Source organism: Rhodococcus sp. MurmanLake-1, from assembly GCF_056945715.1.
In genome coordinates this window covers 843,722-857,707 of sequence record NZ_JBWZNF010000001.1, presented here as the reverse complement: position 1 = coordinate 857,707, position 13,986 = coordinate 843,722, and the positions used below count along the sequence as shown (strand labels likewise).

Here is a 13,986-nt window from a genome sequence, read left to right as displayed (position 1 = left end):
AACTCGCGCCGTCGAACAAACGAACCGCCGCTCTCCGAATCGGAGAGCGGCGGTTCGTCTGTGAAGGATCAGTCCTTGACGAGTACCGGGTCGGCGTTCGCGGACGGGATGGCTGTTCCGTCCTTGAGCTTGCGACCGAGGACCGACTTGCGGTGACCGTAGGCGAAGTACACGAGCACACCGATGGCCATCCAGACGAGGAACCGGATCCAGGTCTCGACCGAGAGGTTGAGCATCAGCCAACCGCAGGCGAGCACGGCGACGATCGGCACGAAGGGCACCAGTGGGACGCGGAATCCGCGCGGCAGGTCGGGGCGGGTGCGGCGTAGGACGATGACACCGACACAAACCAGGACGAATGCGAACAGCGTTCCGATGTTGACCATCTCTTCGAGCGTGCCCATCGGGAAGAAGGCTGCCAGGACGGCGACGATGCCACCGACGATCAACGTGATGCGCATCGGGATGCCCTTGGCGTTGGTCTTGGCCAGGCTGCGCGGCATGAGGCCGTCACGGGACATTGCGAAGAGGACGCGGGTCTGGCCGAGCATCATGACCATGACAACTGTCGTGAGGCCGGCCAGGCCACCGAAGTTGATGGCGGTTTGTGCCCAACCGATTCCGTTGGCCTCGAATGCGGTTGCGAGGGTGGCGCTGGAATCGCCGACCAGAGGACTGCCGTCCTTGAGTTCGGTGTACTTGACCATGCCGGTCAGGACGAGTGTGACGGCAACGTAGAGAACGGTGACGATGGCGAGCGAGCCGAAGATTCCGCGTGGCAACGACTTCTGCGGGTTCTTGGTTTCCTCGGCCGTGGTGGCGACGACATCGAAGCCGATGAAGGCAAAGAACACGAGGCTGGCTGCGGCGAGCAATCCGTAGGCGCCGTAGCTACTTCCGCCTGCACCGGTCAGCCAGGAGAACAAGGTCTGATGGATTCCGCTTGCAGAGCTCTCGGATCCTTCGGACGGCGGGATGAAGGGAGAGTAGTTCTCCTTCTTGATGTAGAACGCCCCCACGACGATGACGAGCAGGACTACTGCGATCTTGATCGCGGTAATGATCGCGGAGACTCGCGAGGAAACCTTGGTGCCGATCGCGAGAATCAGGGTGATCGCGCCGATGATGAGCAGGGCGCCCCAGTCGAAGCTGATCGACCCGATGTGGGCGGTGGTGCTGCCGCTCGCCCCGATGACGTTGCCGAGGTACAGCGACCAACCCTTGCCGACGACGGCGGAGGCGAGAGCAAACTCGAGGATGAGGTCCCAGCCGATGATCCAGGCTGCGAACTCACCGAACGTCGCGTAGGAGAACGTGTATGCGCTGCCTGCGACTGGAACGGTGGAGGCGAACTCCGCGTAACACAGCGCGGCAAGGCCACAGGCGATCGCAGCGAGAACGAATGCCAGTGAAATCGAGGGTCCTGCGACATTGCCTGCGGTTCGAGCAGTCAGCGTGAAGATGCCTGCGCCGATGACGACGGCGACTCCGAATACCGTGAGGTCCTTCGCGGTCAGTTCCTTCTTGAGCTTTGTCTCAGGCTCGTCGGTGTCCGCGATCGATTGCTCGACGGATTTGGTGCGCCATATGCCGACTCCGGGCATGTATTGCTCCTTGGTTGTTTCCCGTCGACCTTGTGGGTGGCGGGCGGTGGCTGACTGTCGTCGTTGTGATGTGCGTCTCAGCGACCTGATGAGGGAACCACTGGTGAGCGCCGTGTGCAAGTCAGCTAGCTCGAACTGACCGAAATGATCACCTGACTGGAAGTCATCCCCCCTCATGTATCTGAATTGATCAGCTGGTGTCTGGAACCCTACGTCCAAGTGAATTCGCTCACGAGCCGGACGCGCGATTCAGTCTGAAATGTCTGATAGCTCATATCGTTCCGTTCGTGCTCCGCGTGTCGGCCGACTATTCGGTACCTGTCGGTCGGTCTTGCGGTCAATGAGTCTCACAGTTGCGGTACGTCCGTACCAGAATTACGTATATGTGTATCCGCGCAAGACGGCTGACAGGCCACTGCACGCACTACGACGCAGTGGCGTTCGGTGGTGGTACTCCGACGTCTCTCGACGCTTACGAACTCGACCGGATGTGCGATGTCGCGGAATTCCGTATGGGCGCTGACCTTTCATCCGTTCTCGTGTGAAAGAAGTCCCTGGACGCTGCGCCGGCTCAAGGTCGCCATGCGCAAGTTCCTACGTGTCGGCGTGGTTGTCGAATGTGCTGCCGACGATGCGTACCAAACCGACGCGATGATCGGATTGGGTTGTGGTGCATGCTCGTACAACACCGGATGAAGATTTTCCGGAGGAACTGGCGCGGATCTGATCCCGATTCATCTCGCACGCTGACAGAAAAGATCCCCGGCCGAAGCGGCCGGGGATCTATGTCCGTTCGTGGCAGAATTTACGGAACGTAGCGAACCGCGCCCTTGTCGGCGGACGTTGCCAGAGCGGCGTAGGCGCGCAGGGCTGTCGTCACGGTGCGCTGACGATCGACCGGCTGCCACGGGCGCTCGGAGGCCTCCATCTTCGCGCGTCGCTCGGCGAGGACGTCGTCGTCGACCAGGATCTCGAGCGTGCGCGAGGCGACGTCGATGCGGACCTGATCGCCGTTCTGGACGAGTCCGATGACTCCGCCTGCGGCAGCCTCGGGGGAGATGTGACCGATGGACAGTCCGGAGGTTCCGCCCGAGAAACGACCGTCGGTGATCAGTGCGCATTCCTTGCCGAGGCCTGCGCCCTTGAGGAAGGCAGTGGGGTGCAGCATTTCCTGCATGCCGGGGCCACCCTTGGGGCCTTCGTAACGCACGACGAGAACGTCGCCGGCCTTGATCTTCTTCTGCAAGATGACCGAGACGGCTTCTTCCTGAGATTCGACGACGAGCGCCGGGCCCTGGAAGGAGAACAGTTCCTCGTCGATGCCGGCCGTCTTGAGGATTGCGCCGTCGAGTGCGATGTTGCCGCGCAGGACAACCAAGCCGCCTTCGACGGTGTAGGCGTTCTCGACGTCGCGGATGCAGCCGCCGGCCGCATCGGTGTCGAGAGCAGACCAACGGTTGTCCGTGGAGAACGGTTCGATGGTGCGCACGCCGCCGGGAGCCGCGTGGAAAAGCTCGATTGCCTCGTCGGTTGCCTTGCCGGAGCGGATGTCCCAGTCGTCGAGCCACTGGTCGAAGCTCTTGGTGTGCACGGTGGACACGTCGGTTTCGAGGAGTCCGCCGCGGCGAAGCTCACCGAGCAGCGCGGGGATTCCGCCGGCGCGGTGGACGTCCTCCATGTGGTAGTCCGAGTTGGGGGAGACCTTGGACAGGCACGGCACCTTGCGGCTGATCGCGTCGATGGTGTCGAGGTCGAAGTCGACCTCGCCTTCCTGTGCCGCAGCCAGCGTGTGCAGGACGGTGTTGGTGGAACCGCCCATGGCGACGTCGAGAGCCATCGCGTTGCGGAACGCTGCCGGGGTCGCGATGTTGCGCGGCAGCACCGACTCGTCGCCGTCGCGGTAGTACTTGAGGGCAGCCTCGACCACGGTGGTGCCCGCACGAGAGAAGAGTGCGTGACGAGCCTTGTGAGTTGCCAGCGTGGAGCCGTTGCCCGGCAATGCGAGGCCGAGGGCTTCGGTCAGGCAGTTCATGGAGTTGGCGGTGAACATGCCCGAGCACGACCCGCACGTCGGGCACGCGCTGCGCTCGACCTCGTCGAGGCCTTCGTCGGACACGGCATCGTTGGCAGAGGCCGAGATCGCGGTGATGAGATCGGTGGGGGCTTGGGCCACGCCGCCGACGACCACTGCCTTGCCTGCTTCCATCGGACCGCCGGAGACGAACACGGTCGGGATGTTCAGACGCATCGCGGCGTTGAGCATGCCGGGAGTGATCTTGTCGCAGTTGGAGATACACACCAGTGCGTCGGCCGTGTGGGCGTTTGCCATGTACTCGACCGAATCGGCGATGATCTCGCGGCTCGGGAGCGAGTAGAGCATGCCGCCGTGGCCCATTGCGATGCCGTCGTCGACTGCGATGGTGTGGAACTCACGAGCGACGCCGCCGGCCGCACTGATGGCCTCGGCAACGATCTCGCCCACGTTCTTGAGATGCACGTGGCCGGGTACGAACTGGGTGTACGAGTTCGCTACGGCGACGATCGGCTTTCCGAAGTCGGAATCCGTCATTCCTGTGGCGCGCCACAGGGATCGGGCTCCGGCAGCATTACGTCCGATGGTGGTGGTGCGTGACCTCAACGGGGGCATGGGCGTGTTCCTTATGTGATCGTTGCTGGTCCACTCAAATAGAAGCGAGGGCCTTTCAACGCTACTCGCGTGCTACGGGCGCTTCTCTTCGGGCTGGTCCTGTGAGTTCTCGGCGACCTCGGATTCTGCTTCTGCTTCTGCAGCTGCTTCTTCCTCTTCGGCTTCCTTGGCGGCGAAGGCTTCTGCCGCCGATGCATAGGGATCAGTGATGCGGCCGCCGCTGGCGATCGCGATCTCGGGAAGCCTGACGAAGCTGACCGCAGGCAGGGTCACCTCGGTTCCGTCGGTGAGTTCCGCGCGCGCCCAGCTGCGCTTCGGGAAGCGGAAACCCTTGACATCGTCCCAGGCGAGGGTGCGCTTGGAGAACGTCGAGCGGACCTCGAGGCCGTCAGGGCTGACGGTGGTGCGCAGTCGCGCGACGAGATACACGGCGATGATCGGAAGGATCAGCAACCAGCTGAAGGCGACGGGCCACCCGAAGATCGGGAAGCTGACCGCGAACAGGAGGAACGCGCACGCCATGTAAGCGAGCTGCGAAATGCGGATGACGTGCCGAAGTGGTTTCGGCGTGTGGGATGATTGAGCCGGTGGCACGGGCTGCTGCGAAGTTGACACCTCTACATCTTCGCATTGCAGCCGATGTATCTCAGATTCTGGGACGGTCGACTCACCAAGTTTGCCGTTCGCGACTAGCGCCTCTACTGTCGAGTGCGTGAAACAGAATGAGTTGCTCGTAATCGGCCGGCGCGTCGTCGCCTGAGTCGATTTTTCAACTCACCAGATAACGACGCGCCACCCTCGCTCAGCAGATGCTGACGGGGGTTTTTTGTTGCCCGGAGCCAGAATCAGAGGATTTCCCAGTGAGCGCACCAACAGCACGGCCTCAACCCACGCCGCGCAAGTCAGGGACACCGAGCCCGACAACCGCGGCTGCCGCAACCCAGACGGCCAACCGTCGCCAGCTCCCGCCTGAGCGGGTAACCGGCGCGCAGTCTGTGGTTCGAGCCCTCGAAGAGCTCGAGGTCGACACGGTATTCGGCATTCCCGGCGGTGCCGTGCTCCCGGTTTACGACCCACTCTTCGATTCGGTCAAGGTCCGCCACGTGCTCGTGCGCCACGAGCAGGGTGCAGGCCACGCTGCCACCGGTTACGCCCAGGCGACCGGCAAGGTCGGCGTCTGCATGGCTACCTCGGGTCCCGGTGCGACCAACCTGGTCACGCCACTGGCCGACGCGCAGATGGACTCCGTTCCGATCGTCGCGATCACCGGACAGGTGGCGCGCTCGCTGATCGGTACCGACGGCTTCCAGGAAGCCGACATCTCAGGCATCACGATGCCGGTCACCAAGCACAACTTCCTGATCACCGACGCGATCGACATCCCGCGCATCATGGCCGAAGCCTTCTACCTCGCGGCCAGCGGTCGCCCCGGCGCCGTCCTGGTCGATATCCCCAAGGACATCCTGCAGTCGCAGACCACGTTCTCGTGGCCGCCGGAGATGCGTCTGCCGGGCTACCGCCCGGTCACCAAGCCGCACGGCAAGCAGGTTCGTGAAGCTGCACGTCTGATCGCCGACGCCAAGTCGCCGGTTCTGTACGTCGGTGGCGGCGTCATCAAGTCGGACTCCTCGCCGGAGCTGCTCGAATTGGCAGAGCTGACCGGTATCCCCGTCGTCACCACGCTGATGGCCCGCGGCGCGTTCCCGGACAGCCACGACCTCAACTGCGGTATGCCGGGAATGCACGGCACCGTTGCCGCAGTCGCCGCTCTGCAGCGCAGCGATCTTCTGATCACCCTCGGCGCGCGTTTCGACGACCGCGTCACCGGTCAGCTGAATTCCTTCGCGCCCGACGCCAAGGTCATCCACGCCGACATCGATCCGGCCGAGATCGGCAAGAACCGTTACGCCGACGTCCCGATCGTGGGCGACTGCAAAGAGGTCATCACCGAACTCATCGAGGCTATCCGTGCCGACATGGCCACGGGCACCACGTTCGAACTCTCGGAATGGTGGGCGTACCTGAACGACATCCGTCGTACCTACCCGCTGAGCTACGACCGTCCCACCGACGGTCAGCTGAGCCCGGAGTACGTCATCCAGACCGTCGGCAAGCTCGCCGGACCGGATGCCATCTACTGCGCCGGCGTCGGCCAGCACCAGATGTGGGCCGCGCAGTTCGTCGGTTACGAGAAGCCGCGCACGTGGCTCAACTCGGGCGGGCTCGGCACCATGGGGTACGCGGTTCCCGCAGCCATGGGTGCCAAGATGGGCATGCCCGACACCGAGGTGTGGGCGATCGACGGCGACGGCTGCTTCCAGATGACCAATCAGGAACTCGCAACCTGCGCACTCGAAGGTATCCCGATCAAGGTTGCCCTCATCAACAACGGCAACCTCGGCATGGTGCGTCAGTGGCAGACACTCTTCTACGAAGAGCGCTACTCCAACACCAACCTCGGAACGCACGGCGCCATCCGCATCCCGGACTTCGTCAAGCTCGCAGAAGCATTGGGCTGCCACGGAATTCGTGTCGAGCGCGAAGAAGATGTCGAAGCTGCGATCCGTGAGGCGCAGTCCATCAACGACAAGCCTGTCGTGATCGACTTCATCGTCACCGCTGACGCACAGGTGTGGCCGATGGTCGCTGCCGGAACGAGCAACGACGAAATCATGGCGGCCCGGGGCATCCGGCCGCTGTTCGACGACGACGAGGCAGTTGCCGAGCCCGCCGTCATCCACGAAGCCATGTCACGCGAGCAAGCCGGACCCGCCGCGGGCACAGGGGAGGATCAGAAGTGAGCACCAGTCACACCCTCAGTGTTCTCGTCGAGGACAAGCCAGGCGTGCTGGCCCGCGTCTCCGCACTTTTCTCCCGCCGCGGATTCAACATCGAATCCCTTGCGGTGGGCGGAACCGAGATCCCCGAGATCTCACGTATGACCATCGTCGTCACGGTCGACGAGTTCCCTCTCGAGCAGGTGACGAAGCAGCTCAACAAGCTGATCAACGTCATCAAGATCGTCGAGCAGGACGGTGAAGCATCCGTCGCTCGCGAGCTCGTGCTCATCAAGGTGCGCGCAGATGCAAGCGTGCGCACGCAGGTCATCGAAACGGTGAACCTGTTCCGCGCCAAGGTGATCGACGTCTCCCCGGAGTCCGTCACCATCGAGGCGACCGGTACTCGGTCCAAGCTGGATGCACTGCTGCGGATGCTTGATCCGTACGGTATCCGGGAGATCGTTCAGTCCGGGGTCGTGGCAGTCGGTCGAGGGCCGAAGTCGATCACGGCCACCCGCTAGTACTTTTAGACACGTAAAAATCCAAGGAGAGGTTGAGAACTGTGGCAGTCGAGATGTTCTACGACGACGATGCCGATCTGTCGATCATTCAGGGCCGCAAGGTTGCTGTGATCGGCTACGGAAGCCAGGGCCACGCCCATTCGCTGAGCCTGCGTGACTCGGGCGTCGATGTGCGCATCGGCCTCAAGGAGGGCTCCAAGTCCCGCGAAAAGGCGCAGGAGCAGGGCCTGACAGTCGGTACGCCTGCCGAGGTTTCCGAGTGGGCCGACGTCATCATGGTGCTCGCACCTGACACCGCTCAGGCCAGCATTTTCAAGGGCGACATCGAGCCGAACCTCAAGGACGGCGACGCGCTGTTCTTCGGTCACGGCCTGAACATTCACTTCGACCTGATCAAGGCTCCGGAGTTCGTCACCGTCGGCATGGTTGCCCCCAAGGGGCCGGGCCACCTGGTGCGTCGTCAGTTCGTCGACGGCAAGGGCGTTCCCGCGCTCATCGCCATCGACCAGGATCCCAAGGGTGAAGGCCAGGCTCTCGCTCTGTCCTACGCCAAGGGCATCGGCGGAACCCGCGCAGGCGTCATCAAGACCACGTTCAAGGAAGAGACCGAGACGGACCTCTTCGGCGAGCAGGCTGTGCTCTGCGGCGGCACCGAGGAACTGGTCAAGACCGGTTTCGAGGTCATGGTCGAGGCCGGCTACGCACCCGAGATGGCGTACTTCGAGGTTCTGCACGAGCTCAAGCTCATCGTCGATCTCATGTACGAGGGTGGCATCGCCCGCATGAACTACTCGGTGTCCGACACCGCTGAGTTCGGTGGATACCTCTCCGGTCCGCGCGTCATCGACGCCGACACCAAGGAGCGCATGAAGGCGATCCTGGCCGACATCCAGTCCGGCGAGTTCACCCGTCGTCTGGTTGCCAACGTCGAGAACGGCAACACCGAGCTCGAAGGCCTGCGCAAGGCCAACGCCGAGCACCCCATCGAGGTCACCGGCAAGAAGCTGCGCGACCTGATGAGCTGGGTCGATCGTCCGATCACCGAAACCGCGTAATTCGCAGTTTCACGCTCCACGTCTCCACTGGCCTGATGTCGCGCCGGTTCAATTACGTTGAACCAGCGCGGCATTGGGCCGGAGTCGTTTTCCGGGCCGGCTGAGTCCGGATTCATATTCCATCGAGAATTCGCCCTCGAAAGTGTCCACTATGTGGTATCGCCTACCGCGTTGTGGATTCGAAGTGAGCGCGCACTAAACTATCGGTGGTTAAACCACCTTCACACCCACCTAATCAGGGAGTTTGCACGTGAGCCAGCCTGGCCGTCCCGTTGTTCTGATCGCCGACAAGCTCGCGCCGTCCACAGTCGAGGCGCTCGGTGACGGTGTGGAGGTGCGTTGGGTCGACGGACCCGACCGCCCGGCGCTGCTCGCCGCGGTACCCGAGGCCGACGCGATTCTCGTCCGTTCCGCCACCACCGTCGACGCCGAGGTTCTGGCCGCAGGCACCAAGCTGAAGATCATCGGCCGCGCCGGTGTCGGCTTGGACAACGTCGAGATCCCCGCAGCCACCGAGCGCGGCGTGATGGTCGTCAATGCACCGACCTCCAACATCCACTCGGCAGCCGAGCACGCAGTTGCTCTGCTCATGTCGACCGCTCGCCAGATTCCCGCAGCAGACAAGACTCTGCGTGAGAACACCTGGAAGCGAAGCAAGTTCAACGGCGTCGAGATCCTCGGCAAGACCGTCGGCGTTGTCGGACTCGGCCGCATCGGCCAGCTGTTCGCGCAGCGTCTCGCCGCGTTCGAAACCACCATCATCGCGTACGACCCCTACTTGCCCGCAGCTCGCGCCGCGCAGCTCGGCATCGAACTGGTCACCATCGACGAGCTCGTCGAGCGCGCCGACTTCATCTCCGTGCACCTGCCCAAGACCAAGGAAACGGCCGGCCTGATCAACGCCGAGCGTCTCGCCAAGGCCAAGGACGGCGTCATCATCGTCAACGCCGCCCGCGGTGGTCTGATCGACGAAGACGCGCTCTACGACGCACTGGTCTCCGGCAAGGTCCGCGGCGCCGGTCTCGACGTGTTCAGCACCGAGCCGTGCACCGATTCCAAGCTCTTCGAGCTCGACAACGTCGTCGTCACCCCGCACCTCGGAGCATCGACGTCCGAGGCTCAGGACCGCGCAGGCATCGACGTGGCGAAGAGTGTTCTCCTCGCTCTGGCGGGCGAATTCGTTCCCGAGGCTGTCAACGTCTCCGGCGGCCCCGTCGGAGAAGAAGTTGCTCCGTGGCTCGAGCTGGTCCGCAAGCTCGGTCTCCTCGCTGCGACGTTGTCGCCCGAAGCTGTGCAGACCGTGCAGGTTGTCGCCACCGGCGAGCTGTCTGCCGAAACCGTCGACATCCTCGGCCTGGCTGCACTGCGCGGCGTGTTCTCCGCCAGCAGCGACGAGGCCGTCACGTTCGTCAACGCTCCGGCACTGGCCGAGCAGCGCGGCGTGACCGTATCGGTCGAGAAGCACTCCGAGGCTCTTGCTCACCGCAGCGCGGTCGAGGTTCGCGCAGTTGCCGCGGACGGCACGGTCACGTCGGTCACGGGCGCACTCACCGGTCTGCAACAGGTCGAGAAGATCGTCAACATCAACGGACGCAGCTTCGACCTGCGCGCCGAGGGGCACAACATCGTCGTTCACTACAGCGATCGCCCGGGCGTTCTCGGTGTTCTCGGCACCGTTCTCGGTAACGCGGGCGTGGACATCCTCGCCGCAGCACTGAGCCAGGATGCCGAAGGCGAAGGCGCAACGGTCATCTTGCGCGTCGATCGCGTCGTCGGAGACGCCGAGGTCGAGGCAATCGTCTCGCAGCTCGACGCTCGCGTCGCCCAGGTCGACCTTTCCTGATTGTTTTTGCTGTGCGCCTTTATTAACCGCCCGCGGTTAATAAAGGCGCACAGTTCTACTGAGATGAGGACTCCATGAAGCTTGCGGTCATTCCGGGCGACGGAATCGGTGTCGAGGTCACAGCCGAAGCACTCAAGGTGCTCGGCAAGTTGGTTCCGGATCTGGAAACCACCGAATACGATCTCGGTGCCCGTCGCTACAACGCCACCGGCGAGTTGCTCCCGGCGGACGAGCTGGACCAGATCCGTCAGCACGACGCAATCCTGTTGGGCGCCATCGGTGATCCGCGGATCGTCGCACCCGGCATCCTCGAGCGTGGTCTGCTGCTGAACATGCGTTTCCAGCTCGATCATCACGTGAATCTTCGCCCCGCACAGCTGTACCCGGGTGCGCTGTCGCCGTTGGCGGCCCAGCCGGAGATCGACTTCGTCGTGGTTCGTGAAGGCACCGAAGGCCCGTACACCGGTAACGGTGGCGCCATCCGCGTCGGCACCGATCACGAGATCGCGACCGAGGTGTCGATCAACACCTGGTTCGGCGCCGAGCGTGTTGTTCGTTATGCATTTGCGTTGGCGCAGACACGTTCCAAGCACCTCACACTGATCCACAAGACCAACGTGCTCTCCAATGCGGGAGCAATCTGGACGCGTGCGATCGAGACAGTCGGGGCCGAGTACCCGGACGTCGAGACCGCGTACTGCCACATCGACGCTGCCACCATCTACATGGTGACCGACCCGTCGCGCTTCGACGTCATAGTGACTGACAACCTCTTCGGTGACATCATCACCGACCTGGCCGGTGCGGTGACCGGCGGAATCGGTTTGGCCGCAAGTGGAAACATCGACGCGTCTGGTACCAACCCGTCGATGTTCGAGCCCGTGCACGGCAGTGCTCCGGACATCGCCGGCAAGGGAATCGCAGATCCCACCGCCGCGATCCTCTCGGCCGCACTGCTTCTTCGCCATCTCGGACGCGAGGACGACGCCGCTCGCGTCGAGGCTGTGGTCGCTGCCGACCTGGCTACCCGCGGTGAAGGCCCCATCTCCACGACGGAGATCGGCGACCGGATCACTGCAGCGCTGTAAGGATTTCTTTCACGAGACTGACGCGCGTAAGCCTTTCGGCTTGCGCGCGTCAGTCGTTTCCGGCACCCCGATAGACTGGCCAGTATGCGTCTTGGTCGAATTGCCAGTCCCGATGGTGTTGCGTTCGTCAGTATCGAAGGTGAAGAGGATGCCCTCGTCGCCAAGGAAATTGCGGAGCACCCGTTCGGGAACCCCACCTTTACCGGCCGAAGTTGGCCGCTCGCCGATGTTCGTCTGCTGGCTCCGATTCTCGCCAGCAAGGTGATCTGTATCGGCAAGAATTATGCAGATCACATCGCGGAGATGGGCGGCGAGGCGCCGGCTGATCCGGTGATCTTCCTCAAGCCCAATACGTCCATCGTCGGCCCGGGCGCCCCGATCGTCTTGCCTCCGACGTCCAACGAGGTGCATTTCGAGGGTGAACTCGCGGTGGTCATCGGTCAGCCTTGCAAAGACGTACCCGCGGCGAAGGCGTTGAGCGTGGTCCTGGGCTACACGATCGCCAACGACGTATCGGCGCGAGATCATCAGCGTCACGACGGGCAATGGACGCGCGCGAAGGGCCACGACACCTTCTGCCCGCTCGGTCCGTGGATCGAAACCAGCCTCGATGCGTCCGACGTTGACATCAAGACCGAGGTGAACGGTCAGGTCAAGCAGGTCAGCAGCACCGCCTTCCTGCTTCACGACATTCCGAAGATCATCGAGTGGATCTCGGCGGTGATGACCCTCCTGCCCGGCGACGTCATCCTCACCGGAACCCCCGCCGGAGTCGGCCCGATCGTCGACGGAGATTCCGTGTCGGTCACGGTGTCGGGGATCGGCACGCTCACGAACCCGGTGACCGCAAAGAATTGATCTGACCCGGTTCGTTCCGTCATGACACTACGAAGGCCCCATTCCCACCGGATGGGGCCTTCGTCGTGGTGTGAGTCGAGAGGTGTCTGTCAAAGAAAAGTTGCAAGATGGTAACTAACGTTCGGTGGCCGATTGGGATTGCCCTCCGGTTCGAGATAATCGGGCCCTGGGACTGACCTGCGGGTTTCATGAGCCAGGCGAAGCTTCGTTCCTGATCCTCCTGGCGTTATGTCTGATTTAGCCAGGTTGAGCGAGTTCGCCTCGCGGTTTGCTGCCGCGGCTCACAACAGACCAAATTCCCTGAAATGTAACGCTGAGCAGTAGGGTGACCGATAACTGAAGAGAAGCCGATGGGGCAATCGAGTGGATTGCGCAGAAACGTGGTGATACATGACGACCTTCGCGGAAGGCTCCCGGACAGCGGCAGGGCAAGCGCAGAACGGTCAGCGGCCGGTGTGGCGAGACAAGAAGCGCTACCTGTGGCCACTGGGTTTGCTGGTGCCCCTCAGTCCGTTCGCTGCGTGGTTCCTGGTCGACAAATTCAGTCTCGGGCTCTTCTGGGCCATCGGGGCCTGGCTCATCGTGATCGTCATTCCCCTGATCGATCTATTGGCGGGCGAGGACGGTAACAGCCCACCGGACGAAGCGATCCCTGAATTGCAAGAGGATCGTTTCTACCGCTGGTGCACGTATCTGTTCCTGCCCCTCCAATACGTCGGTCTCGTGTTCGTCGCCTGGTGCTGGGTGAATGCGCCGATGGCGGCGGGGGAGAAGTTCGCGCTCGCGATGACTGCCGGCGTGGTTGCCGGTGTGGGGATCAACGCGGCGCATGAATTAGGGCACAAGAGCGAGAAGCTCGAGAAGTGGCTCGCGAAAGTAGCGCTGGCGCAGTCCTTCTACGGCCATTTCTACGTCGAGCACAACCATGGTCACCACGTCCGTGTCGCGACGCCGGAGGATCCGGCCAGTTCGCGATACAAGGAAAACTTCTGGTTCTTCTTGCCGCGCAGTGTCATCGGCGGCCTGCGCTCGGGATGGCGGATCGAAAGCGCTCGCCTGCAGCGTCAAGGCAGACGGACGTGGAGCTATCGGAACAACATCCTGAACGCGTGGGCGATGAGTGTTGTCCTGTTCGGCAGCCTGATCGCGGTGTTCGGGTGGGAAATCGCGCCGTGGCTGGCCGTTCAGGCGATTGCCGGATTCACGTTCCTCGAGACCGCCAACTATCTCGAGCACTACGGCTTGCTACGTGCGAAGCGGCCTGACGGCTCGTACGTTCGCTGCTCGCCCGAGGACAGCTGGAACAGCGACCACGTCGTCAGCAATCTGTTCCTCTATCAACTTCAGCGTCACAGTGACCATCACGCGAATCCGCGTCTGCGGTACCAGAGCCTGCGCAGTGCGGCCGAAGCGCCGCAACTTCCAGCGGGTTACGCGGTCATGATCGTGTGCGCGTGGGTGCCGCCGCTGTGGCGAAAGGTCATGGACAAGCGACTACTCGCCTACTACGACGGTGACATGACACGTATCAACGTCTTGCCGGGTAAGTGATCGGCGGGATGGAGGAAGCGCTGCGGGACTAACCTGTAG

Annotated in this window: 11 protein-coding genes; 8 read left to right on the top strand and 3 right to left on the bottom strand. The window is 62.8% G+C overall.

Annotated features, from left to right (window positions below; genetic code table 11):
* Window positions 1–68 precede the first annotated feature (68 nt).
* Window positions 69–1,604, bottom strand: a complete 1,536-nt coding sequence (locus AC2ETI_RS03890) for an amino acid permease (protein WP_019747924.1) — start codon at window positions 1,602–1,604, stop codon at window positions 69–71.
* A gap of 495 nt (window positions 1,605–2,099) precedes the next feature.
* Between AC2ETI_RS03890 and AC2ETI_RS03885 the strand changes: the two genes are divergently transcribed.
* Complete coding sequence (locus AC2ETI_RS03885) at window positions 2,100–2,300, top strand: hypothetical protein (RefSeq protein ID WP_047890154.1); 201 nt, start codon at window positions 2,100–2,102, stop codon at window positions 2,298–2,300.
* Between the two features lie 109 nt (window positions 2,301–2,409).
* Here the strand turns inward: AC2ETI_RS03885 and ilvD are convergent, their stop codons facing one another.
* The gene (ilvD, locus tag AC2ETI_RS03880) at window positions 2,410–4,251 is read right to left on the bottom strand and encodes a dihydroxy-acid dehydratase (protein ID WP_019747927.1); all 1,842 of its coding nucleotides are present in this window, start codon (window positions 4,249–4,251) and stop codon (window positions 2,410–2,412) included.
* 72 nt (window positions 4,252–4,323) lie between these two features.
* Window positions 4,324–4,845 carry a PH domain-containing protein gene (locus AC2ETI_RS03875; RefSeq protein WP_021333074.1) on the bottom strand — a complete coding sequence of 174 codons (522 nt, stop codon included), beginning with the start codon at window positions 4,843–4,845 and terminating at the stop codon, window positions 4,324–4,326.
* 266 nt (window positions 4,846–5,111) lie between these two features.
* Here AC2ETI_RS03875 and AC2ETI_RS03870 point away from each other — a divergent pair, with 266 nt between their 5' ends.
* From AC2ETI_RS03870 to AC2ETI_RS03840, 7 genes are all read left to right on the top strand, one after another.
* On the top strand, window positions 5,112–7,052 hold the full coding sequence (locus AC2ETI_RS03870; protein ID WP_019747929.1) for an acetolactate synthase large subunit: 1,941 nt from the start codon (window positions 5,112–5,114) through the stop codon (window positions 7,050–7,052).
* The gene (ilvN, locus tag AC2ETI_RS03865; RefSeq protein ID WP_003944718.1) at window positions 7,049–7,552 is read left to right on the top strand and encodes an acetolactate synthase small subunit; all 504 of its coding nucleotides are present in this window, start codon (window positions 7,049–7,051) and stop codon (window positions 7,550–7,552) included. The genes AC2ETI_RS03870 and ilvN overlap by 4 nt, the downstream gene beginning before the upstream one ends.
* A 53-nt stretch (window positions 7,553–7,605) precedes the next feature.
* Entirely contained in the window at window positions 7,606–8,607 is a 1,002-nt protein-coding gene (ilvC, locus tag AC2ETI_RS03860) for a ketol-acid reductoisomerase (protein WP_029255107.1), read from the top strand.
* A gap of 250 nt (window positions 8,608–8,857) precedes the next feature.
* Window positions 8,858–10,450 (top strand): phosphoglycerate dehydrogenase, encoded by a 1,593-nt coding sequence (gene serA / locus AC2ETI_RS03855; protein ID WP_003944758.1) that lies wholly within the window; start codon window positions 8,858–8,860, stop codon window positions 10,448–10,450.
* A gap of 74 nt (window positions 10,451–10,524) precedes the next feature.
* Window positions 10,525–11,538, top strand: a complete 1,014-nt coding sequence (locus AC2ETI_RS03850) for a 3-isopropylmalate dehydrogenase (RefSeq protein WP_020907259.1) — start codon at window positions 10,525–10,527, stop codon at window positions 11,536–11,538.
* An 84-nt stretch (window positions 11,539–11,622) separates the two neighbouring features.
* Complete coding sequence (locus AC2ETI_RS03845; protein WP_483633585.1) at window positions 11,623–12,396, top strand: fumarylacetoacetate hydrolase family protein; 774 nt, start codon at window positions 11,623–11,625, stop codon at window positions 12,394–12,396.
* A 390-nt stretch (window positions 12,397–12,786) separates the two neighbouring features.
* Window positions 12,787–13,947 (top strand): alkane 1-monooxygenase, encoded by a 1,161-nt coding sequence (locus tag AC2ETI_RS03840; RefSeq protein WP_020969312.1) that lies wholly within the window; start codon window positions 12,787–12,789, stop codon window positions 13,945–13,947.
* Window positions 13,948–13,986 lie beyond the last annotated feature (39 nt).

Bases quoted from the DNA above. Each gene is read 5' to 3' on its own strand.
- AC2ETI_RS03890 (WP_019747924.1), bottom strand. From the start codon at position 1,604: ATGCCCGGAGTCGGCATATGGCGCACCAAATCCGTCGAGCAATCGATC.
- AC2ETI_RS03885 (WP_047890154.1), top strand. From the start codon at position 2,100: ATGTCGCGGAATTCCGTATGGGCGCTGACCTTTCATCCGTTCTCGTGT.
- ilvD (WP_019747927.1), bottom strand. From the start codon at position 4,251: ATGCCCCCGTTGAGGTCACGCACCACCACCATCGGACGTAATGCTGCC.
- ilvC (WP_029255107.1), top strand. From the start codon at position 7,606: ATGTTCTACGACGACGATGCCGATCTGTCGATCATTCAGGGCCGCAAG.
- AC2ETI_RS03850 (WP_020907259.1), top strand. From the start codon at position 10,525: ATGAAGCTTGCGGTCATTCCGGGCGACGGAATCGGTGTCGAGGTCACA.
- AC2ETI_RS03845 (WP_483633585.1), top strand. From the start codon at position 11,623: ATGCGTCTTGGTCGAATTGCCAGTCCCGATGGTGTTGCGTTCGTCAGT.
- AC2ETI_RS03840 (WP_020969312.1), top strand. From the start codon at position 12,787: ATGACGACCTTCGCGGAAGGCTCCCGGACAGCGGCAGGGCAAGCGCAG.